This window comes from Paenibacillus sp. FSL P2-0121, from assembly GCF_037975345.1.
Taxonomy (GTDB): domain Bacteria; phylum Bacillota; class Bacilli; order Paenibacillales; family Paenibacillaceae; genus Paenibacillus_AQ; species Paenibacillus_AQ odorifer.
Window position 1 is genome coordinate 6,178,797 of sequence record NZ_CP150245.1, and the last position, 22,528, is coordinate 6,201,324.

Annotated in this window: 18 protein-coding genes; 4 read left to right on the forward strand and 14 right to left on the reverse strand. The window is 47.0% G+C overall.

Annotated features, from left to right (window positions below):
• The first annotated feature begins 34 nt into the window (after nt 1-34).
• Nucleotides 35-580, forward strand: a complete 546-nt coding sequence (locus MKY54_RS27205; RefSeq protein WP_038573366.1) for a glutathione peroxidase — start codon at nt 35-37, stop codon at nt 578-580.
• Nucleotides 581-646: 66 nt separating this feature from the next.
• On the opposite strand, the gene MKY54_RS27210 is transcribed toward MKY54_RS27205, so the two are convergent.
• The 8 genes from MKY54_RS27210 to MKY54_RS27245 all read right to left on the reverse strand — a co-directional run bounded on the left by MKY54_RS27210 (nt 647) and on the right by MKY54_RS27245 (nt 8,436).
• Complete coding sequence (locus tag MKY54_RS27210; protein ID WP_076128745.1) at nt 647-988, reverse strand: 4Fe-4S binding protein; 342 nt, start codon at nt 986-988, stop codon at nt 647-649.
• Nucleotides 985-2,595 (reverse strand): FAD-binding protein, encoded by a 1,611-nt coding sequence (locus MKY54_RS27215; protein ID WP_339188544.1) that lies wholly within the window; start codon nt 2,593-2,595, stop codon nt 985-987. The genes MKY54_RS27210 and MKY54_RS27215 overlap by 4 nt, the downstream gene beginning before the upstream one ends.
• Before the next feature lie 159 nt (nt 2,596-2,754).
• Nucleotides 2,755-3,819, reverse strand: a complete 1,065-nt coding sequence (locus MKY54_RS27220; RefSeq protein WP_076282670.1) for an ABC transporter substrate-binding protein — start codon at nt 3,817-3,819, stop codon at nt 2,755-2,757.
• Nucleotides 3,820-3,866: 47 nt separating this feature from the next.
• On the reverse strand, nt 3,867-4,199 hold the full coding sequence (locus MKY54_RS27225; RefSeq protein ID WP_076307272.1) for a ferredoxin family protein: 333 nt from the start codon (nt 4,197-4,199) through the stop codon (nt 3,867-3,869).
• The gene (locus MKY54_RS27230; RefSeq protein ID WP_036680291.1) at nt 4,196-5,803 is read right to left on the reverse strand and encodes an FAD-binding protein; all 1,608 of its coding nucleotides are present in this window, start codon (nt 5,801-5,803) and stop codon (nt 4,196-4,198) included. The genes MKY54_RS27225 and MKY54_RS27230 overlap by 4 nt, the downstream gene beginning before the upstream one ends.
• 24 nt (nt 5,804-5,827) lie before the next feature.
• The gene (locus MKY54_RS27235; RefSeq protein ID WP_339188546.1) at nt 5,828-6,715 is read right to left on the reverse strand and encodes an ABC transporter permease; all 888 of its coding nucleotides are present in this window, start codon (nt 6,713-6,715) and stop codon (nt 5,828-5,830) included.
• Between the two features lie 35 nt (nt 6,716-6,750).
• Nucleotides 6,751-7,554 carry an ABC transporter permease gene (locus MKY54_RS27240; protein WP_038573373.1) on the reverse strand — a complete coding sequence of 268 codons (804 nt, stop codon included), beginning with the start codon at nt 7,552-7,554 and terminating at the stop codon, nt 6,751-6,753.
• A 105-nt stretch (nt 7,555-7,659) separates the two neighbouring features.
• A complete protein-coding gene (locus tag MKY54_RS27245; RefSeq protein ID WP_036680296.1) occupies nt 7,660-8,436 on the reverse strand; it encodes an ABC transporter ATP-binding protein in 777 nt (258 codons plus the stop codon).
• 326 nt (nt 8,437-8,762) lie between these two features.
• On the opposite strand from MKY54_RS27245, the gene MKY54_RS27250 reads away from it, so the two are divergent.
• A complete protein-coding gene (locus MKY54_RS27250; RefSeq protein WP_339188548.1) occupies nt 8,763-11,852 on the forward strand; it encodes an S-layer homology domain-containing protein in 3,090 nt (1,029 codons plus the stop codon).
• Nucleotides 11,853-12,456: 604 nt separating this feature from the next.
• On the opposite strand, the gene MKY54_RS27255 is transcribed toward MKY54_RS27250, so the two are convergent.
• Together MKY54_RS27255 and MKY54_RS27260 are read right to left on the reverse strand one after the other, a co-directional pair.
• Nucleotides 12,457-13,740 carry an ArsB/NhaD family transporter gene (locus MKY54_RS27255; RefSeq protein ID WP_076128758.1) on the reverse strand — a complete coding sequence of 428 codons (1,284 nt, stop codon included), beginning with the start codon at nt 13,738-13,740 and terminating at the stop codon, nt 12,457-12,459.
• Between the two features lie 164 nt (nt 13,741-13,904).
• Nucleotides 13,905-15,257, reverse strand: a complete 1,353-nt coding sequence (locus tag MKY54_RS27260; protein WP_339188550.1) for a PQQ-binding-like beta-propeller repeat protein — start codon at nt 15,255-15,257, stop codon at nt 13,905-13,907.
• A gap of 246 nt (nt 15,258-15,503) precedes the next feature.
• On the opposite strand from MKY54_RS27260, the gene MKY54_RS27265 reads away from it, so the two are divergent.
• Entirely contained in the window at nt 15,504-16,589 is a 1,086-nt protein-coding gene (locus MKY54_RS27265) for an LLM class flavin-dependent oxidoreductase (RefSeq protein ID WP_339188552.1), read from the forward strand.
• A gap of 61 nt (nt 16,590-16,650) precedes the next feature.
• On the opposite strand, the gene MKY54_RS27270 is transcribed toward MKY54_RS27265, so the two are convergent.
• Both MKY54_RS27270 and MKY54_RS27275 read right to left on the reverse strand, forming a co-directional pair.
• Nucleotides 16,651-16,890, reverse strand: a complete 240-nt coding sequence (locus MKY54_RS27270) for a hypothetical protein (protein WP_036680302.1) — start codon at nt 16,888-16,890, stop codon at nt 16,651-16,653.
• Nucleotides 16,887-17,894, reverse strand: a complete 1,008-nt coding sequence (locus MKY54_RS27275) for a TIR domain-containing protein (RefSeq protein ID WP_175617364.1) — start codon at nt 17,892-17,894, stop codon at nt 16,887-16,889. Before MKY54_RS27275 ends, MKY54_RS27270 begins: the two co-directional genes overlap by 4 nt.
• A gap of 149 nt (nt 17,895-18,043) precedes the next feature.
• On the opposite strand from MKY54_RS27275, the gene MKY54_RS27280 reads away from it, so the two are divergent.
• Nucleotides 18,044-19,192 (forward strand): N-acetylmuramoyl-L-alanine amidase, encoded by a 1,149-nt coding sequence (locus tag MKY54_RS27280; RefSeq protein WP_339188554.1) that lies wholly within the window; start codon nt 18,044-18,046, stop codon nt 19,190-19,192.
• 94 nt (nt 19,193-19,286) lie between these two features.
• On the opposite strand, the gene MKY54_RS27285 is transcribed toward MKY54_RS27280, so the two are convergent.
• Both MKY54_RS27285 and MKY54_RS27290 read right to left on the reverse strand, forming a co-directional pair.
• Entirely contained in the window at nt 19,287-20,579 is a 1,293-nt protein-coding gene (locus MKY54_RS27285) for an Nramp family divalent metal transporter (RefSeq protein WP_076219332.1), read from the reverse strand.
• Between the two features lie 205 nt (nt 20,580-20,784).
• Nucleotides 20,785-22,464 carry a glutamine--tRNA ligase/YqeY domain fusion protein gene (locus MKY54_RS27290; RefSeq protein WP_339188556.1) on the reverse strand — a complete coding sequence of 560 codons (1,680 nt, stop codon included), beginning with the start codon at nt 22,462-22,464 and terminating at the stop codon, nt 20,785-20,787.
• Nucleotides 22,465-22,528 lie beyond the last annotated feature (64 nt).

Sequence of the window (22,528 nt, forward strand, 5' to 3'; positions counted from 1 at the left end):
AAAAAGCATAGATAACTGAAGGGATGTAGCAGCCATGAGCATTTATCAATATTCAGCACGCAGTATTCGGGGAAAAGATATCGAGCTAGAGCAATACAAAGGTAAAGTGCTACTGATAGTGAATACAGCAAGTAAGTGCGGATTTACCCACCAATATTCAGATCTGCAAAAGCTTTATGAGCGGTACGAGGAACGCGGCCTCCAAATTCTCGGCTTTCCTTCCAATCAATTTGGAGAGCAAGAACCCGGCAGCAATGAAGAGGTTAATGTATTTTGCCAAATCAATTACGGGGTAACCTTCCCACTCTTTGAAAAGGTTGACGTAAAAGGCGAAGCTAAACACCCTCTTTTCACCTACCTAACAGAACAGGCTGGATTTGAAGGGTTCGACATCAACCATTCTTCAGGAAAGCTGCTGCAAAGCATGCTTGAAGACAAAGATCCAGAGGCTCTGAACAATGACGAAATCAAGTGGAACTTCACTAAATTCCTGATTGATCGCGAAGGCAATGTGGTCACTAGATTCGAATCTACGGTGGACCCGCTGGATATTGAACCAGCTATCGAAGCCCTGCTATAAGTTTCTAATATATGAAATATCCGCCCAGCTTTCGGGCGGATTTTTTGGGTTTAAGCATCTGCTTAATCATGTTCGGTACTGCTCGGTAAACACTTCAAAATAAGGAGTCGTGTCCCTCTCCGCCATCGAACCATTCGCACCAGGTCCCCAGCCGATTTCAGCACGCCAGCTTCCCAACACACCTGACTGAATCAGCACCTCCTCATTTACACCGATCAGCTGATCCGCCTGTGGTGCCACGTATAAAGCATCTACAGGACAATAAGCTTCACACATGAAACAGGTCTGGCAATCTTCCTGACGGGCAATGACCGGAATCTTCCCCTGCATTTCGAATACGTTCGTCGGACATACTTTCGTACACAGCTTACAACCAACACAGCGCTCCAAGCTGATTAATTCGATCATATCGCTTGCCCCTCCTTCGGCGCATTCAGTTCATGAGCATGGGGCACAGCCTCTGTACTGACGCTTATATGTTGAATACCGGATAAGATCAGCCGGTGAGTCTGGCGCGGATCAAGCTCCGGATATTCCGCTAGCTTTTGCAGTCCGCGGGTCTCTTTCCGGGCGAGTGCCGCGGTGTACATCCACCTGCCGACCGCGAGCATAGCCGCGGCTTCACGTGATTGCACGATGCCCTGAACGCTGGCAGGAGCCTGCCCGTTCAAATAGGGCATCAAGGCATTCAGCCGCTTCAAGGCTGAAGAAATGCCCGGCTCGCTGCGGAAATAATTGATCTGCAGCGGCAAGATTTCACGCTGGATTGCCGCGATTAGCGGCTTCACCTCCAGCGTTTCCGAGGCATCGGCGCCAGCCGCCAGCCCGTAGCGTCCCGCTGCGGTCAGCTTGCGGCTGTTCGCCTGTCCTCGGCAGGACAGCGCATGCTGCGCGGCTCCCTGTCCAGCCCAGCTTCCGCTGCACATGGCCCAGGAAGCGTTATAAGCCCCGCCGCCGGAGATGGCGCCGGTCACTTTCTCGCGAGATGCGGCATCACCGGCCGCATAGAGTCCGGGCACGGTCGTCTGGCAATCCGTGCCGCTCAAGCGCAGACCCCCAGTGCCGCGCATCGTGCCCTCATAGCGCAGGGTGAGCGGGAATTTCTGCTTAAACGCATCAATTCCCGCCCGCTCCAGCGGCATAAAGAAAATCGGATGCGCTTTGCGCAGGAAATCCTGTTTCTCCGCGGTGTCTGCCAGATCCAGCGAAGCGTAAACCGGACCCTTCAGCATCAGCTCAGGAATGCTGCCAAAGGTCCGATCCCCTCTATGCAACGGATGACCGTCCGCGTCATAGAGAGTGGCCCAAGCCAGCATACGGCCACGTGTTACGGTTCCGTCCGCAAAGCTTGGCGCATATTGGCGGCTGAATTCCATGCCCGAGAGATCAGCTCCCACCTCTGCGGACATCAACAATCCTTCCCCTGTCAGCACGTTGCAACCAAGGCCTTTGCTGAGAAAAGCACAGCCTCCGGTAGCCATCACAACGGCATTCGCCTTCACTTCCCAGGACTCTCCTGTCAGGCGGTTGATCCCACGCGCTCCACCAACACCGTGTTCATCATGAAGAAGTTCCAGCGCTGGTGACTGATCAAGAATTGTGACCCCTGCTTTGCGCACAACTTTTCGCATAATCCGCATATATTCTGGTCCATGGAGATGGGTACGCAGTGAGTTTCCTTCTTCATCCTTCGGAAACGGATACCCCCACTGCTCCACTTGAGCCAGGTTCTGCTCTACCTGATCCAGCACCCGGTGAATCCAAGCATTCTCCGACAAATATCCGCCGGCCTTAAGTCTGGCCTGCACTGCCTGCTCCCGCAGCTCGGCAATGGGAGGAATAACGAGCAACGTTGTTCCTCCCGGTGCAGTTGCGCCACTAGTGCCCAAGTAGCCCTTATCCGCCAGGACTACCTTTGCACCTTGCGAGGCTGCACTCCATGCCGACCACGCCCCAGCAGGACCTCCGCCAAGCACGAGGACATCCACTGTCATTTCCTTCTTAAGCTGCGACATATTTTTTCCTCCTACACCATTAGCTTGAGTTAGTTGAACTTAAAAATCACTAAAGGGAGGAGTGGCGGAGTGGCGGCCGAAAGTCCAAACATTCACCGCAGTCACTCAATTACCTTTACAGAAGAATCTTAAGTTCAATTAAAGCAACCTTTAAGCAACTTATTTCAGCTGCCAATCGCTAATATTGAAGTCTTTTTTCGCTAACTTCTCTTCGACGAGGAAGTTTTTGGTACCGTCCAGCAGCTTTGTTCCTTCATCAGTGAACGCAGTATCCTTGATATCACTAATTGGATTCACTTGCTTCGCCAGCTCAGGCGTTGTATCTCCGATTTCAGCCAGAAATTGATAATACTCATCTTCATGCTGCTTCAAGTCTGCCAAGGCCTTCTCTCTAGCTTCGTTCCATACCTTCGGAAAATCAGGGAATTTCGCCAGATAATCCTCAGACACAACTGTTGCGCTAGAACCAAGCAGGTTCGGGTGCTTCGAGGCATCATCCAAGTGAGTGTAACCTTGGTCAATCAGCTTCAGCGCAGGAACACCTAGATTTGTTGTAGCATCTACATCTCCACGGGCTAAAGCTGCAGTAGCATCAGGAATGAGCATATGCACGAGTTTGTAGTCGGTCACGCCTTCTTCCTGTAGTAATCCAACTACATATCGGTGCATGAAGGAGCCTTTTTGAATCGCGATAGTTTTACCTTGCAGATCTTTCACCGTCTTGGGCCCATCCTTCTTGCCGATCAAATAACCAATCGTGTTCGCGGAAGATTGTGAAATCAGACGGGTCTTGGCTCCAGAAGCGTAGGCAATAATAGCAGGTGTATCTCCAAGGCTGCCGATATCCAGCCGACCACTAATCAAGGATTCTGTCTGATCCGGACCGTTTGGAAAGCCAGTAAGCTTCACTTCAGTAATGCCGTATTTCTTCAACTCTTCTTGAATAATCCCTTTATAAAAGCCCCAACCCTCTGCACCGCCGGGCACATTCAATTTGTTGGAACCGATAAACCCAAAGTTCAATACCGCTGGAACATTGCTCGTGCTCGTGGCCCCTTCTCCCGCCTTCTCCGTATTTGATCCCCCGGAGGCAGATGCTCCATTGCCGCCCGTATTATTTCCGCAAGCCTGAAGCACCAGCATGGCCATCATAATTGTAGTTAAAAGTGCAAACCGAATCTTCCTAGAACGTTTCCCTTGAATCTCTCTGTACGCTTGTTTCATTGTTTCTCCCCCTAGGTTTATGCTATTTATTTAAATCTTGATCCAGCTCAGAACCCTGCCCTCGACGCCAATTTATACATAAAGTCATGGCTTGCCACCGGCTGCCTGCCCTTACCCCAGCCTACTTTTTCACGATAACCGCCAAGTAGTTTCTGCTCCTGAAGTTCCGCTTCTGTCACACCAATAATATTCTCAGAGTCTGGTGCAACGTAGAGAGCATCGACAGGACAATACAGCTCACACATAAAGCAAGTCTGGCAATCACTCTGCCGGGCAATAACAGGAATGCCATCCTCTACCCGTTCGAAAACATTAGTCGGGCAGACAGATACACATTGGTTGCACTCTACACATCTGGCAGCGCTGATCACCTCAATCACGATAGAACACCCTCCTTAGCCACGGCTTCCGTCTTCACCCATACCTGATCTAATCCGCCACTGATCAAGCGGTGATGCTGGCCATGATCTGTAGCCTTGAAATCCTCACGCTTATGCATGCCTCTCGTCTCTGTACGAGCAAGTGCAGAATTGTACATCCAGCGGGCTGTTGCGGTCATGGCTTCGGCTTCCCGTGCCTTGACCCCTTCTGGCGTACGCTGAATTTCGCGGCTTCGTTGCTCTTTCCACAATCCATCCAGACGATCTAGTGCAGACGTCAGCCCTTGTTCTGTCCGGAACAAATTGATATCATACGGCTTCACCTCAGCCTGTACAGCAGACACATACTCTGCTGTTTGGGCTGCCACTCCCGGCTTTACTTCCTGATGCACCAGTGGTGATGATGATAAGCCGACTGGACTACGCTGCGCAGCGTGCGACCCCAGACTCTGTGCATAGACAGCAGCTCCTTCACCAGCAAAAGAACCTGAAGACATCGCCCACGCCGCATTATGGCTGCCACCGCCAGTAAAACCTCCGCAAATCAGCTCGCGGGTAGCAGCATCTCCTGCCGCGTAAAGTCCGGGAACACCTGTGCCGCAGCTTTCATCTGTAATATGGATGCCACCCGTCCCCCGAACCGTGCCTTCGAGCCGCAAAGTAACCGGAAACGCATCCTTGAACGGATCAATTCCCTGGCGGTCAAATGGAAGGAAAAAGTTCGTCTGCGCCACCCGCAGCAGCGGTCTTAAATCCTCTGGTGCCCCATCCAGCTTGGCGTACACCTGATTACCTGCCAACAGATTCCGGGCAATTACAGAACGGCCTTTCTTGGAACCGGCTCCCTCCACAATGCTTCCATCCTCATAATAAAAGCTGGCATAGCTGTAATACGCCGTCTTGGTCACCGAAGAGAACGTAGGGCAGATCGCATAGGCATTGGAGAATTCCATGCCGGACAGATTCGCCCCAGCCTCAGCAGCGAAGAGATAACCATCTCCGGTCAACACGTTGCAGCCAAGTGCCTTGCTTAGGAAGGCGCAGCCTCCGGTAGCAATAACGACTGCTCCTGCCTGAACAGTCCAGGTTTCTCCACTCTGGGTATGAACTCCAGCCGCTCCAGCTACGCCATGCTCATCTGCCAGGAGTTCCAAGGCTGGGCTGTGATCTAGAATTTTAACGCCTGCCTTTTTCACCAGCCTACGCATTAATTTCATATATTCCGGTCCTTGCAGACTTCTTCGGAATTGATTGCCCTGCTCATCTACGGGGAATGGATAACCGGAAACACCCAGCTTGTTCATATTGGCATAGGTTTGATCCAGCACCCGGTCCATCCAGCGAGATTCAGCCAGCTGCCCGCCAAGCGCATAACGACTTGCTTTTGCCTCTTTCCGGAGCTTCTCATCCGGCTTCACATACCAGACTCCCGTTCCCGACGGTGCCGTTGCCCCACTTGAACCGCAGTACCCTTTATCTGCAAGGATTACTTTGGCCCCCTTCGCTGATGCAGTAAGGGCTGCCCACGTTCCTGCCGGACCTCCTCCGATAACGAGCACGTCTGCCACCAAATTCACCGATCCTTTTTTCACCGATCCACTCATATGTTTAAGACCTCCTCAGTTTGTTTAGCCTTCGTAACTATCGCGCCAGAACAGGAACTTTCGTTCAATAATCCGGAACAAGGAATCGATCAGCTTACCGACAATTGCGAAAATAATAATGCCTACGAATACAACCTCTGTATTAGAGTTCTGCTTCGCTTCATTGATAAGAAACCCAATACCTGACTGTGATCCAATAAGCTCTGCTACAACCAAACCAATCCAAGCTACAGCCAGCGACAACCTTAGCCCTAACAAAATTCCAGGCAGCGCCGCCGGGAGTATAAGCCTGCGCAGCTTCTGATATGGACTGAATCCCAATACACGAGCTACTTCGAACAATTTATTGTCCACATTGCGGATGCCCATAAACGTATTAATATAGAGCGGAAAAAATGAGCCTGTCATAATGATCACAACTTTTGACATCTCTCCAAACCCGAACCAGAGAATAATGAGCGGCGCTATAGCTAAATGGGGAACAAGCCTAAGCACTTGTACGCTAGGATCGAGCACATATTCTACACTGCGAAACAAGCCAGTCAGTACGCCGAATAGAAGACCCAACACACCTCCAATAAGAAATCCGATGCCCGCCCTACCCATGCTGACACCCAGATGATGAGTTAACTCTCCAGTAACCAACAAGTCGGTAAAAGCTCTTGCAATCGAAAGCGGAGTCGGCAAAAAGGTTGCGGAGACCAGCCCCGTACTCCCTGCCAGCTGCCAAAGGACTAACGTCACCACCGGGATAATTGCACCCATTCCCCAATCAGAGAGCAGGGTTTTCCATGCAACTTGTATTGCAGGTTTCTTCGGTGTCTTCTTGGATAAAGGAGCTGTGCCGCTGCTATCCAGCGTTTCTCTGGCTCTTTTAGTATTTTTGATAATAGCTTCTACTCCATCGCTCATGGTGCATCCCCCTTTTGTTTAATGAGCGTTCAAGGTTATCCGCGATAACTGTCTTGCCATCTCAACAACCGTCGTTCAATGTAACGAACAATGGAATCACTCAACAATCCAGCTACGGCAAAAATAATAATTCCCACGAACACCACTGGTGTGTCCGCGAATTGACGCGCGTCGGACATCATGTATCCAATGCCTGAGGTAGATGCGATAAGCTCTGCCACTACTAACCCCAGCCAAGAAAGCCCTAGAGAGAGACGCACTCCAAGAATAATGTTCGGCAGCGCTGCTGGAAGTACTAACCTGCCAATCTGCTTCAATCGGCTGAAGCCAAGTACCCGGGAAACTTCGAACAGCTTGTTATCCACGCCGCGAATTCCCATGAACGTATTGATATAAAGCGGGAAAAAAGCTCCCTTAGCTATCAATAGCACCTTCGACTCCTCACCGATCCCGAACCATAAAATGAACAGCGGTACTACCGCCAGACTGGGAATCATGCGGATCATTTGCAGGGAAGGATCTAACAGCTTCTCCGATCTGCGGAACAGGCCTACGAGAAGTCCTAACAGCAGACCCAGTCCACCACCTAGCAGGAATCCAGAAAAGGCTCTGACCAAGCTGATTCTAAAGTTCGGCCACAGATCGCCTGAAGCCGCTAAAGTTACAAAAGATTCCGCAATCGTATACGGCGTAGGGAACAGCATCTCCGAGATCATTCCATAATGCCCGAGCGTCTGCCACAGAATTAGCACACTGCCCGGCAGCAAAAGACCAAGTCCTAGTGTTGCCACCTTTCCGGGTCTTCCGGAAGTTCTTATGGCTACAGCCCGATTTGTCATACTTTGAACCCACCTTTTTTCAGCTTTACAATCACTTTAAATAAACGGAAAGAGACCCTCGAATGTAATGCCTTCGAAAGTCTCCATGGGTATGGTCGACCTATTTTATATTCCGGCTCCGTCTGTAAGCTCTAGCTCATCTACCTTTTCAAAATAATTCAACACCTTCAAACGCAGCTCTTGAAAGGAGGTCGTTGTTTTTTTCCGTGGATACGGTAAATCTATCGGTACAATTTTACGTATTTTCCCGGGACGCGGCTCTAGAATCACTACCCGATTCCCCAAGAACACAGCCTCATCAATATCATGTGTCACAAAAATCATGGTTGTTTGGTTAGCCCGCCAAATGTCCAGCAATACCGTCTGCATATGAGCCCGAGTGAATGCATCCAGTGCACCAAACGGTTCGTCCAGCAGCAGTATTTTCGGATTGCGCAGAAGTGCACGAGCTATTGCCACCCGCTGGGCCATCCCTCCCGACAACTCGCGGGGATAAGATTTCTCAAATCCATTTAACTTCACCAGATCAATCAATTCATCGACCTTCCGCCTAACCTCCTTGTTCCCTAGCGGTAAATCAGAGGCAATATTCTTCTCAACGGTAAGCCAGGGAAAGAGGCGATGCTCCTGAAAAATAAAACCCTTATCGATCCCAGGACCCCCAATCTCCGCCCCTTCCAGGGTGACACTGCCAGTGTACCCGCTATCCAGACCGGCTACGATGCGTAATAGTGTGCTTTTTCCACAGCCGCTGGGGCCGATGACTGTAATAAATTCGCCCTCCTGTACATGGAGATCTACATTATGGAGTGCTTGAACATGACCACCGGCAGACTCAAAACGTTTATTTAGGTTCGAAATAGACAGCAACGCTTCTCCCACCTTGACCCCTCCTTTAATCTGTATGGACAAAAAAACAGAGGCATTGCGTTTTTACATTCGCAATACCTCTGTAGGAACAGTCGGCAATCATTATTCAAAGTAAATCAATTGGAATTATAATATTTAAAATATCATCGATTTTATAAGCTGTCAACAAAAAACAAGCCCTTTTATGGAACAGAAGTGGAGTTATTTCTAGTTCATAAGTTTGAAAAGCAATGAATTAAATCACTTTTAGTAGGATGAAAGTATTAAAAAACTTTGCTTTTGCGTCGATATAATGAAGTAAGCTTATGACAAATTGGTTCTAAGGAAGGGGCTTTTGCTTGAAAAGCATATCATTAAAATGGGGAGCAACACTTGTTGCCCTTAACACCTTGTTCGGTGGTACTCTCTATGCATCTGCAGCTGGAATCACTCCACCGTTCTCCGATTTAACCGAAATACAACAGACGAAAAGTGCCGCAATCCTCGAGGCTGCTCGTCTAGGATTGCTTAAAGGCGATCCCAATGGACAATTCAGACCCACTGCGACTATGACCCGCCAAGAGCTGGCAGCCATTTTAGCGAAGACCTTAAAGCTAGATTCCTCAGGGAATTCCGCTTCTTCCTTTAGAGACGTATCTGATTCCAGTTGGAGTGTCTCCGCTATTGAGGCTGTTAAAAAGGCAGGATTTATGGAGGGTGATCTTACAGGTAATTTTAATCCATCCAGACCTGTAACTAGAGAAGAGCTTGCAGTTATATTTGTACGTGCCATCCGCGGAACTGGAGCACAAGGCGGACAAGCCAACAAGGTTAATGACGAATCCACAATCAGCAATTGGGCAAAAGAGTATACTGATGTCGCACTACGTCTTAAACTTATAGACTCTCCTGAAGATATGTTCAGCCCCAAAGGTACTGTTCAGCGGCAGGATATGGCTTCTTTTCTGCTGAATATTTTTAAAGAAGAACAACAAACTGCAACGATCGACAATATAGATGGAGATTTCGTAACGATCAATGGCACGCCTTACCTCATTGAAGGTACACTCAAAGAATTAATGGGTGATAGCAACTATGATGCTTTAAGAGGAGCTGTCCTTAAGTTCAATTCCTTGAATCGTCATGTAGATGGTTTGCAAGAGCTTGAAATTGTACAAAAAGGGGTTCAACTAAATACCTCCGGCTTACCCTCCGGTTCTTTGCTCAATATTTCTGGAAATGATGTTGTTATTAAAGGCAATGTTACCGGTGATTTGAAGATTAAAAATGGCGTTTCGAGTATAACTTTTCAGGGCCAAGTTGGGCAGATCATTGTGGATTCTATAACTCCAGTTACTATTCATGGCAGCGGTTCCCTGCAAACCTTAAAAATAGTTGAAGGTGGCGCTAGGATCACCATCGATCCCTCCTTGTCTATTCAAAATCTGCAGTTGCCTGGCATGAGTCTGCCTTCACATTTCATAACAAATTACACAGCCATTCAAAATAATATCCAAACGGTTCAAAATGCATCTGGAGCCGTTGCTCCTGCATATACTTCGTCCACGTCTGCTAACGCCGTGAGCGATCCGACTCCTGAGCCTACTCCGATAGCGACTCCTAGTCCTACTCCAGTGGCGACTCCTGAGCCTACTCCCGTAGCGACTCCTAGTCCTACTCCGGTCGCGACTCCTGAGCCTACTCCCGTAGCGACTCCTAGTCCTACTCCGGTGACGACTCCTAGTCCTACTCCGGTCGCGACTCCTAGTCCTACTCCGGTCGCGACTCCGAGCCCTACTCCGGTGACGACTCCGAGCCCTACTCCCGTAGCGACTCCTAGTCCTACTCCGGTGACGACTCCTAGTCCTACTCCGGTGACGACTCCTAGTCCTACTCCGGTGACGACTCCTAGTCCTACTCCGGTGACGATTCCTAGTCCTACTCCGGTGACGACTCCTGAGCCTACTCCGGCGCTGACTCCTGAGCCTACTCCCGTAGTGACTCCTAGTCCTACTCCGGTCGCGACTCCTAGTCCTACTCCTACTCCAGTAGCGACTCCGGAGCCTACTCCGGTCGCGACTCCTGAGCCTACTCCCGCAGTGACTCCTAGCCCTACTCCGGCGCCGACTCCGGTGAACCATGCACCAGTCGTGCAAAATAATATTGATCCAATGTCTGCTCTGATCACAAGTGGTGTCCAAAACGTCGACATCAGTAATGTGTTCATTGATCCGGACGGCGACCCGCTTACATTCGCAGCTGCATCCTCTGACGCTAGCGTTGCCACTGTATCTGTAAATGGGAATCATCTCAACCTTGTGCCGGTCGATTCAGGTACAGCCATGATTACAATAACAGCAATGGACGGCCAAGGTGGCGTTAACACTGCTACTTTTGCATTCACTGTAACGTCTAATCAGCCACCAATTGCGATATCTGGAATCACTACTCAACTCTTAACACCAGGTATCACGGCACCACGTACATTTGATCTGGCCCAGCTTTTTCAAGATCCAGACAATGACATGCTTACTTATTCAGCTTCTATAGATAACGTAAATGCTGGTACACTTAGCCTTAATGGCAACACTCTGACGATAACTCCGGCAGCTAATAGTTCAGCGAGTGGTTTAGTGACCCTCACAGCAACGGATGATAAAGGAGGTTCAGCTACCTCAACTTTCACCTTGATTACAGCCCAGCTTGTAAACAACGGCTTTGTGCCAATAACCACCAAGCAAGGTGTATCCAATATTTCCTTCGATATTTCCAAGCAGATTCCTAATCAGAGTCAATTTAAAGTGTATACAGAAAGCAGCACAGGTTCATTGAGCGGACCTGTAACTCTGAATGGAGCTATATGGAATGGTCCTACAAGTCCAGGAACGGTATGGATAGTAGGTTCTGATGGCAAAGCGGTTGTATTATCTATAAGTGTGGCTTCACAGGGTACCTCCGAGCTATTCTTCTCAGAGTATCTGGACGGCGGTGACGGCAGAATCGCAGTTGAGCTGTACTATAAAGGAAATGGTAATCCCGCAGGAAAAGCAGAAGGTTACACCCTTGAAGTCCACCAATTTATGAAAGCCACCCAAACCAAACAGGTTTATTCCCGGCCATTATTCCCTGTACCTGTAGCAATGCCGTATATGTTTATAGATTCTACTTTTGGGGACGCATTTGATTTAATGAATATCTCCTATTACAATGATGAACTGAGTCTATATAATCCAAAAACATATAATATTACAGCATTAGTACTGAAGAAAAACGGCCAAATCGTGGATGTTCTCGGTGACCCTACCTCTACTCAGCAATTCCTCTCCACAGGTGGAACTATTGTCCGTAAATCTGGTATATACACTGGATCACAGCAGTATTCACTTGAGGGCGAGTGGAATCAATATTCCAAAGGAACTTACCAGTATTTTGGAAGCCATACTCCTTAAACAGCCCTTTCTAATGTAAAAAACAAGCAGGCAGTGAGCCTCCAGATATTGGAGAAACACTACCTGCTTGTTTATCTGCATTGCGTAGGGTTAAGTCGACTTTGGGTAAACCTCGGAATAACTCCTCCGGATCCCCCCCGTATATTTTAATTACCGAATCTAAACCCAATCTTTGATTTAGTTGCATTCTGTACACTTATTTCGTATAAAAAAGGGGTTGTCCTGAATATAACTGTATTCTATACAATTAAAATCCAGAAAAACCACCTTTAGCTGATGAAATCATGAAAATAAGTGTACTGAATACAACTATTTTTCTTAGCGATTTATTCGATGAGTTATAACTGTACAAAATACACTTATATGCCCCCACCGTCACTCCAACCTATGTCTACCGCTTCAAAATCTGCATTTTGCCTCCACTTGTTACTTATACTTCTGCATCTACTCCCTCTACTCCCACTACTTCCTCTACTTCCTCTACTTCCACCACTTCCTCTACTTCCACTACTCCTACTACTTCTACTTCTACTTCCTCCACAACTTCTACCGTTTCAAAATATCACTTCAAGCATATCGCTCCCCCGGCTCTTAGTAACGCTGCTTACATCAGATATCTTAAATATAAATACACGCTGGAGATCACAATGGACAACAGCATTAAAGGAAATCCGACCTTCAAATACTTCATGAATGTAATCGGGTACCCCTCTTTTCCTGCCAAACCCGCCACGATCAAATTAGCACTCGCACCAATCAATGTGCCATTGCCACCCAGACAAGCGCCTAAGGCCAAACTCCACCATAACGGCTCCAAATTGCTGATCCCCATATTGCCCATCTCCTGAATCAGCGGGATCATAGTTGCTACAAAAGGGATGTTATCCAGAAATGCCGAGGTAATGGCGCTGACCCATAAAATCATCATTGAGCTCATCAGCACATCACCATTCGTTATTTCAATCGCTTTTGCTGCCAGCTCTGCAATCACACCTGTCTCTACAAGCCCTGACACCAACACGAACAGTCCGATAAAAAAGAAGATCGTAATCCATTCCACGCTGTGAAAAGCTTTTTCCAGCATATGTTCCCCTCCGGTCAGCAGCAGCAGTAAAAATGCACCAGCCAGTGCAACCGTAGCGGACTCCAAATGTAACGCCTGATGTAAAAAGAACCCGGCAATCGTAATTGCCAGTACGATCAAACATTTTCGCAGCAGCTTATGATCCGTAATCATAACCTTCTCATCCATGTCCATGATGCTCTGCTGCAATTCAGGTGTAGTTTTAATTTGTTTACCGAACATCAATAACAGCAGCGGGATATATGCCAAAACAATGATGATAATCACGGGTGTCAGATTGCTAATAAAAGCCATGAAGGTCAGCTCCTTAACCGCACTGCCAATCATGATATTAGGCGGGTCTCCGATCAAGGTTGCCGTTCCGCCTACATTAGATGCGATAATTTGTGACATCAAAAAAGGCAGCGGATGTATGCGCAGTTGTCTTGTAATACTGAAGGTGACTGGCACCATAAGCAGCACTGTCGTCACATTATCCAAAAAGGCTGAAGCCACTGCGGTAATCACAAACAAAGCAATCAGTATTCTCTTCGGCTTCCCCTTCGCCAACTTAGCTGATTTCACAGCTGCGTATTTAAAGAGCCCCGTGTCAGCGGTAATCCCTACAATCATCATCATTCCTACAAGCAATCCTATAGTATTAAAATCGATGTGCTGCAGTGCCGTCTCCTGATCCACAATGCCCATCGCTATCATGACGATAGCTCCTAACATCGCCAGAATGGTACGGTGAATCTTTTCGGAAATAATAAGTCCATAAATAAGCAGAAAAATACCTATCGCCCAAACCGCTTGCTGTTCCATAATATCCCTCGGTCCTTCTATGTAATTTCGTTAACTTACAGTCTACTCATCCTATAACCTTATTATCATAAAATAGATTTGTATTTTTCGCACTGGGATTGTGGAATCATTCCACTAAAAAACGACTCTGCCGGATGTTTATCGGAGAGCCGTTGTGGATTCGATTATTTCATTTTCAGAGCCTGAGGCTCCTTGAAAGCAGTTAACTTCCCTTTACTCTGCACAATAATCATCCCATCCTCCAGCAAGGTTGGGCCGAATACTCTACCTGATGTTTTGAGCTGCACGATAGGTTTGGCGGTAATTAGATCAATAGCAACCAATTTCCCATCGGTCTGGGCAACATACATGCCATGTCCGAGCAGATCGAAGCGGGCAATCGGATTGCTGATTCCTCCGTACTGGAACACAGATTTATTAGACATTTTAACACCATAGATGCTCTGTTCGTTACTAAAAAGAATTCTTCCATCATAAGGACCCGCCGCGTAGGATAACTTAGCTCCGATGGATTCATACGAATAATTATCTCGTGTTACGGCAGCTGGATCAACATTTACTGGGTAGCCATAGACTCCTTTTTGTCCCCCAATATATATCCTGTCCCCAATGATCCAGGCTCTGCCTCCGCTAGTCATATATTCTTCTTCTGGTTTCGGATGATTAGGATCTATATGAGCGGGGTTATACTCTACAGCCTTTACAAGCTTACCTGTCTTCACATCCAAATGATCGAGTGTCGTCAAAGGAAGAGGGTCTACCAATGTAGCTTCCCGTTGTGAGATAAGCGTAGTCCCCTCTGCTGCAATCGGAAGACTATGATTACCACTATTCCAAAGCTCTTTACCTGTTGTTCGATCAAACGCATGTAAAATGTCATACGTATACGCTCCGGACTCTGAGTTTTGAGCTAGCACCAGATTCCCCTCAACCATAAATGGTTCAAACAGCATTTCGCTGAAATTATCGCGCCACTGCAACTTGCCATCTTTCAGATTGTAGGCTTGAATATCGCCATTAGCAGCGAATAGCTGCTCTTTATCAATTAACAATTTACTGACACCTTTACTGGTTGCCGATGAGCTCCATTTATTTTTGCCCGTAGCCGCGTTAACTGCATAGATCGTACCTGCCTCCGAAGTGACGTAAGCCACGCCATCCTGATAGAGCAGCGGCGTTGTTAATTTGGAGCCGTATTTCCACATTACTTTTCCAGTCTGGACGTTAATCGCTAAAAGCTGACCCTTTTGAAGGATAAAAGCTTTGCCCGCGCCGACTGCAACAACACCCTTACCCATGATATAATCCGACGGCACATCTTTCAAAGCTGGCAAATCCATTGTTGTTGACCATTCAACCTTCGCAGCAGGCAGGTTTGCATAGTAATCATCACCATTCGAGCCTATAAAAGAGGTGTGTGGATCAACCGCAGCTGCTTGTACCGGATTTACCATAAGCAATACCCCTAAACCAATAACTGCAGTACGAAGATAAGATTTCAATATTGTTCCTCTCACCACCAAACTCCTCCTCATATAAGTAACTGCCTCATTTGGATAGCTTCTTAAAATCAAATATAATAATATTGGACGAGCAGGACATAATCCTTATGGATTATTATTCCATTTTGTCAAAAACAACAGAAGAATTCAAAACATTTACTCACAAACTTACATTTTGTAAGTCATTGTGTTATAATAATCACATTCCTCCATACACGGACAGGCTTTAGCAAATATATGAATAACAAGGGGTTTGTGAGCATGAGTAACGAAGCAACGGCAGCACCAGCATCCGATTTTGAATTTGGTATCTATACCTTAGGAGACATCGTAGCGGATTGTCATACAGGGAAGAAGATCAGTCCAAAACAACGTCTCGACGAAGTTGTAGCTGCAGCTAAGCTGGCAGATGAGGCGGGACTTGATGTATTTGGTGTAGGTGAGCATCATCGTCTTGATTTTGTAATTTCTTCGGTGCCAGTGGTGCTGGCTGCCATTTCTCAGGTTACTAACAGAATTAAACTAACGAGCGCAACAACCGTATTAAGCACCATTGATCCTGTACGGGTGTTCGAGGATTTCGCCACACTTGATTTGCTGTCGAATGGACGTGCAGAGATTATTGCGGGGCGTGGTGCTTTTGTGGAGTCTTTTCCGCTCTTCGGGTATGAGCTTGAAGATTATCACCGTCTATTCTCCGAGAACATCAATTTACTCTTGGAGCTTAACAAACATGAAGTTATGAACTGGGAGGGCTCCTTCCGTTCATCGCTGAAGGATTCGGAGATTGCTCCACGTCCATTGCAAGAGAATCTTCCGCTCTGGATTGGTGTAGGCGGTTCTCCAGAAAGTGCGGAGAAGGCCGGGATGCTCGGGACCGGAATGGCTATCGCCATCCTAAGCGGCAGTCCAGAGCCTTTTCAAGAGCTTGCCGCAACCTATCGGCGTGCCGGAATTCAAGCAGGACATCCACCTGAAGATCTAAAGATTGCGATCACTAGCCACGGCTACATTGCTGAAACCTCACAGCAGGCGTTGGATGAATATTACCCTTACTACTATAGTTACCGTAACTCTATCAGTCCAAAACCGGGTCAAGAGTACAAGGTGTCTCGTGATGACTTTGGGCAATATGTATCTGCTGATAACACGATGGCTGTAGGCAGCCCGCAGCAAATTATCGAAAAAATTCTCTATCAGCATGAGCTGTTCGGTCATAGCCGCTTTATGACTCAGCTCGATATCGGCGGCCTTCCTTACGCTAAGGTAGCCAAAGCCATTGAACTTTTGGCAACAGAGGTTGCACCTATCGTACGGCGTGAGATCGCCAAGAAGAACAGCCGTTAGAATGGAATACCAAAAAGGGGCCCTCAAGCCAACGGCTGAGGCCCCCTTTTTATAAATAAAATCACGCAAAGGATGGTTTATTATTATCTACTTTCCCGCTGATAAGCTTCTTATATTCGTCGTCTCCGCCGTCCAAAGAAGGTGCAGTATAAATCTGAGCTGAAGCTGGCTGCTGAGCAGAATGACTCGAGCCTGCTTTTCTTTTGGTGCTTTTGTCATCGCCGCCTGCACTCCTGCTCCCACCACTCGCAGATCGGAGAACAGCATCGGATAAGCTGTTAATACCTTTTATTCTCTTCATGCTGAATCCTCTCCTACTAAATGATTGATGGTACGGAATAAATCCTGATTATTCCCAACTACCGCCTTAAGATCATCTGCAGATAATCCATCACTTCCTGAGAAATGAACGGAAAGAACATACTTCTTACCTAGAGGATAGCATAGGATATATACCTCTGCAACTTCCGTGCGTTGAAAAAAAGTCCATTTACTCGATAAAAATGCATCTACCACACTAGGCTGCTTCTCATTCCCTTTCGTTACAGACAAGGGATAGGAGTGACCACGTCCGACATTCCCCCCCACCTGAACAAGTTGTTCCTTCTCTTGTGCCTGCCAGATGGCTGCACCGATTACACGACAATGCTTCGGAGGTAAAAAGGAATTGCGTATCGCCTCACTAAGTGCGTGATATTTATCTCCATTCTCGGAGATGGTCACATTACTATTATATTGCCAAAAAAAATGAAGGATACTTTCCTTGCGCCTTAAATCCATCTTTAGCTGCTCTAAATCTTTAAGCGGGTCACGGAATCTTCCACGCTCTTGAATACTATCAATAATCTTACCACAGCTCACATCCACAGCAGCCGTAGGATTATCGTGATGCACTTCATACTCTAAAGATGTAATTCCCGCTAAATCAGATAGCAGATGATATTCTTCTACATTTTCTCCAGGGATGAGATCATCACGCGCAGTTACCTGATCAGGCACTAGACAAAAAACACGGCTGCGCCGTAATCTAGCCCAAAACAAACCCATTTCAAACCCCGTATTATCGCGGGTCACATAATAATATTTACCACGGATTTTGGCGACATCATCTGGCGAGAACACAAATACGGCAAAATCGCTCTCATCCAAATTTCGCTCCAACGCCTCCATAGTGTATTCATTCGCCCGAAAAGCGTTGGCATACCAAGGATGCACTTCAGCATCCCTCTTCAGCTGCTCATGAATCGCTCTTGCATAACGTATAGACTCCCTGGAAGATCCAATGAATAGCTTTGGTTTAGTCACGGCAATGCTCCTTCATCCTCTTTCCCGATATGTAATAATTATACAAGTCTTTAGACCACCAGAAAAGAGGCCATATTCTCAAAAAATATTATTCTAAACCTCGTAAATTGGGTAAGGAATTACGACTACTCTCAAAAAGCGAGGATACTATGAACAAAATGATAGGTGTCACCCTGCTCACAGCTTGCCTTTTGGGTATAGCAGCGCCACAGTCTGCTGAAGCAAAGACAGCAGCGGGAAGTTATACCGCACAGGTATATGCGAGTTCTTTAAATGTACGCGATGAACCGGCTAAGAATGCAACTGTTGTAGGTTCAATTAAGAATGGGGCTCGGGTTACTGTGACTGATGAGCAGCATGGATGGTTAGAGGTTAAAGCGGGGAGCACCTCTGGCTGGGTAGCGGGTTATTACCTAAAAAAGGTGAACAGCAACTCCCTGCAATCCAGCGCTTCTGGAACGTCTATTGCTACTAGAACCAATACTGCCTCGTCAACATCAGCCAATACTTCTAGTAGAACTTCAAAGGCTACAGTCACGGCTGATTCTCTGCGCATCCGAAGTGGCCCAGGAACTCACTATAAGGTGCTCGGTTCTTTAAAAGCCAAGGATACAGTCACTCTCCTTCTTCATCAGAACGGCTGGGCTCGAATTCGCACAGTCAGCGGTGAAACCGGTTGGGTGGCAGAGCAGTATATCCGAAGTGGAAGCACATCAAGCAGTACAAGCAGCGTAAGCACCGTCCAGCATAAAGGCGGACTACGAGGAAAGCTGATCGTCATCGATCCTGGTCATGGCGGGAGTGATCCGGGCATGCTTGGCACTACATATAACACCATGGAAAAAGATTTGAATCTGCATACTGCACTTTATGTCCGCGATGCTCTTGTTGCTAAAGGAGCACGGGTAGAGATGACGCGCACCCGAGATGATCAGAAGCCGACGTTAGCGCGTCGTGTTCAGATGAGCCAAGCCCTGCGTGCTGATGCTTTTGTAAGCGTTCATTATAATTCTTCACCTAAAAATGTGTCCGGAACGTTGACCTTCTTTTATTCAGAAGCGGATGATTTGAAGCTGGCGCGGGCGATTGAAACCCGGCTGGGGCAAGGCATCGGTCTGAAAAGCAACGGGTTGTCCTTTGGCGATTATCACATCCTAAGGGAGAATCGGATTCCAGCTACCTTGGTTGAGCTTGGATTCCTTACCAATCCTACAGACGAGTCCATTGTCCGCAAGGCCTCCTATCAGAAAAAAGCGGCTAAAGCCATCGCTGAAGGCGTTGCGGATTATTTTAAATAACTGGCTGGAACAACACTCCAAAAAAAGCCCGACCCATGTATCTCTCAGGTATGATCTGAGGAGATCTGTGGGTCGGGCTCTTTTGACTGCTTCCTTATACGAGCATTTGATAGACCAAGAACAAGTTCAACGATACAACCAGACCGGAGATAATCCAGCCCAGAGTGGCTGTCATTTTGCGATTCACTAACCCGCCCATAATCTGGCGATTGCTTGTAAACACAACCAGCGGAATCAACGCGAACGCAATCCCAAAGGACAGGATCACCTGACTGATCACGAGCGCTTTGGTTGGATTCACACCAAAACCAATGATCGCTAGTGGCGGAATGATGGTAATCGCACGGCGCAAGTACAGGTTAATTCTTTTGTTGATGAAGCCTTGCATAACCACATCGCCAGCCATAGTCCCTACGGAGGAACTCGACAGTCCCGCAATGAGTAGTCCCAACCCAAACGAGATCGCCGTTACTGGCCCAGCTAAGTGACCAAATTGTTGAAACGCGACATCCAGATCCTCAACCACGAGACCATTTTTGAAAAACAATGCCGCGGAGACAATAACCATAGCCAGATTTACTGCACCTGCGATAATCATCGCAATAATAATATCTATAAATTCCAATTTGAAAATCTGTTTTTTCTCCGATTCATTCACCCCGACGATACGGTTCTGTGTAAGTGATGAATGCAGGTAAATCGCATGTGGCATCACGGTTGCACCTAGAATTCCTGCGGCCAATAGGATGCTGTCCACCCCTTCAAACTTAGGTGTAAACATGCCTACGGCAACTGCTCCCATATCCGGTTTAGCTACAATAACTTGAAAAGCGAAGGCTAATACGACTATAAGGATCATCGCGGCAATCCCTGCCTCTAAGGAGCGGTATCCCCGGCGTTGCAGCTCTAAGATAGCAAATGAGCCCACCGCAGTAATCAGTGCTGCTGGCAGCATCGGAATATCAAATAAGAGATATAGTCCTAATGCCGCCCCGATAAACTCTGCCAGATCCGTAGCTATAATCACTAGCTCACTTTGAATCCATAAGAAGATCGATACACTCTTCGGAAAACGATCATGGGCGATCTCAGGCAAGTTCTTGCCTGTCGCAATCCCCAGCTTGGCGGATAACGCTTGGATTAGCACAGCCATTAGATTAGAGGCCACGATCACCCACAATAAGAGATATCCATATTTGGAGCCCGCCGTAATATTGGTGGCAAAATTACCTGGATCCAGATAAGCAACAGCAGCGATAAAAGCTGGGCCTAGAAAAGGAAGTAATCGTTTAATCCCTTTGATCTCCCCGTTAAGTACGGCTTGTGCTGAAATCGAGTTCTTATGTTGTTTTATATGTGGTTGTTCTACTAAAGTTTGTTCGAGCATTTCAATTCCTCCTCTTGCCCTGAAAAAGTTGTCTATATACACGAAAGTTTCCCCTGTGCAACTTATATTTAAAGTATATGCTTATTTCTGAAAAATGTAAACATGTTTCATATGGAATTTTCATTTGCTTGTTCACCAACGACTAGGCACAAAAAAAGCTGGACGATGATCAGGAATTACCCGATCTTCGCCCAGCTTAAGCTGCTTATGAATTTTTCTTCCATGTGTCCTTCAGCGGTACTATCCGGTTCAGCACCAGCTTATCTGCCGTGGTATACTTCTTATCCACGCAGAAAAATCCGTGCCGGATCAATTGAAATTTATCTTCTGGCCTTGCGTTGCCCATTGATGGCTCCAGCAAACAATCCTTCAGGATCGTTAAGGAATCTGGATTAAGATACGCGTCCCAGCGCTCACCGTCTTCTTTAGGACCATCGTTATCTTTTAGCAGCCGCTCATATAGATGAACATCAGCCTTGATAGCATGGTCTGCCGATACCCAGTGAATGGTTGCCTTAACCTTCCGTTCATTAAACCCGCTTCCGCTCTTCGTTCTCGGATCATAGGTGCAGCGAAGCTCTAGGATTTCTCCTGTAACTTCATCCTTGATTACTTCATTGCACTTTATGAAATAAGCACCCTTCAGCCTTACTTCGTTCCCCATAGTCAGCCTGTGATACCCTTTTGGCGGCTCCTCCATGAAATCTTCTTGTTCAATATAAAGGATCCGTGAAAAAGGAACCTCTCTTTCTCCAAGTGACTTATCTTCACTGTTATTCTCAATCGTCAGCCATTCGTTATGATCTTCAGGATAATTAGTAATGACCACTTTTAAAGGCTTAAGAACAGCCATCACACTTGGAACCTTTGCCTTCAAATCTTGTCTAAGCGCATGCTCTAACATGGCAATATCCACAATGGTGCTATTTCTGACAAAGCCAATTTCCTTCACAAAATTCCGGATACTCTCCGGCGTAAAACCTCTTCTGCGTAAACCGCGAAGCGTAGGAAGTCTCGGGTCATCCCAGCCATCCACATAATGGCCTGTAACCAGCTGTCTGATATACCGTTTACTCGTCACAACTCCGGTGATGTTCACCCGTCCAAACTCTCTTTGCTTAGGAGCCTCAGGGATATCCAGCTCCGTCAATACCCACTCATAGAGCGGCCGATGATCCTTAAATTCAATCGAGCATAAGGAATACGTAATCCCTTCGATAGCATCTTGTATAGGATGGGCAAAATCATACATCGGATAGATACACCATTCGTTACCCGTTCTATAATGCTCCGCATGAATGATTCTGTAAATCACCGGATCACGTAAGTTGATATTAGGTGAGCTCATATCTATTTTAGCTCGCAACACTCTGGCTCCCGTTGGATAATCTCCAGCTTTCATCTCCGTAAATAACCGCAAATTCTCTTCCACAGAACGCTCCCGGAACGGGCTGTTTTTTCCCGGCTCCGTAAGCGTCCCTCTATAGGCTGTCACCTCTTCAGGTGATAAATCACAGACATACGCCTTTCCTTTTCGGATTAACGTAACTGCGCTATTGTATATTTTCTCAGAATAGTCTGATCCATAAAAAATATAGTCCGGTGGATAGCCCATCCATTGAATATCTTCGATGATGGCATTTACATACTCCAGATCCTCTTTTAAAGGATTGGTGTCATCAAAGCGCAAATGGAACTTCCCGCCATACTTTTTCGCAGTCGTATAGTTCGTATGAATAGCATACGCACTGCCAATGTGCAGATACCCGTTAGGCTCCGGTGGAAATCTCGTGCATATATCTCTATTGTAAGTCCCTGCTTCCAGCTCTTCTTGAATCCATCTGTCGATGTAACTCACTGATAATACTTCCGGTTCCTCGCTCATTGGTGTTACCTCCTGTTTATAAGTGATATCCGCCTGCTTAATCTGCAAAATAAAAAGAACCTCA

Bases quoted from the DNA above. Each gene is read 5' to 3' on its own strand.
- MKY54_RS27220 (WP_076282670.1), bottom strand. From the start codon at position 3,819: ATGAAACAAGCGTACAGAGAGATTCAAGGGAAACGTTCTAGGAAGATT.
- MKY54_RS27270 (WP_036680302.1), bottom strand. From the start codon at position 16,890: ATGAAGAGAATAAAAGGTATTAACAGCTTATCCGATGCTGTTCTCCGA.
- MKY54_RS27240 (WP_038573373.1), bottom strand. From the start codon at position 7,554: ATGACAAATCGGGCTGTAGCCATAAGAACTTCCGGAAGACCCGGAAAG.
- MKY54_RS27215 (WP_339188544.1), bottom strand. From the start codon at position 2,595: ATGTCGCAGCTTAAGAAGGAAATGACAGTGGATGTCCTCGTGCTTGGC.
- MKY54_RS27280 (WP_339188554.1), top strand. From the start codon at position 18,044: ATGAACAAAATGATAGGTGTCACCCTGCTCACAGCTTGCCTTTTGGGT.
- MKY54_RS27210 (WP_076128745.1), bottom strand. From the start codon at position 988: ATGATCGAATTAATCAGCTTGGAGCGCTGTGTTGGTTGTAAGCTGTGT.
- MKY54_RS27265 (WP_339188552.1), top strand. From the start codon at position 15,504: ATGAGTAACGAAGCAACGGCAGCACCAGCATCCGATTTTGAATTTGGT.
- MKY54_RS27290 (WP_339188556.1), bottom strand. From the start codon at position 22,464: ATGAGCGAGGAACCGGAAGTATTATCAGTGAGTTACATCGACAGATGG.
- MKY54_RS27230 (WP_036680291.1), bottom strand. From the start codon at position 5,803: ATGAGTGGATCGGTGAAAAAAGGATCGGTGAATTTGGTGGCAGACGTG.
- MKY54_RS27235 (WP_339188546.1), bottom strand. From the start codon at position 6,715: ATGAGCGATGGAGTAGAAGCTATTATCAAAAATACTAAAAGAGCCAGA.
- MKY54_RS27255 (WP_076128758.1), bottom strand. From the start codon at position 13,740: ATGGAACAGCAAGCGGTTTGGGCGATAGGTATTTTTCTGCTTATTTAT.
- MKY54_RS27285 (WP_076219332.1), bottom strand. From the start codon at position 20,579: ATGCTCGAACAAACTTTAGTAGAACAACCACATATAAAACAACATAAG.
- MKY54_RS27205 (WP_038573366.1), top strand. From the start codon at position 35: ATGAGCATTTATCAATATTCAGCACGCAGTATTCGGGGAAAAGATATC.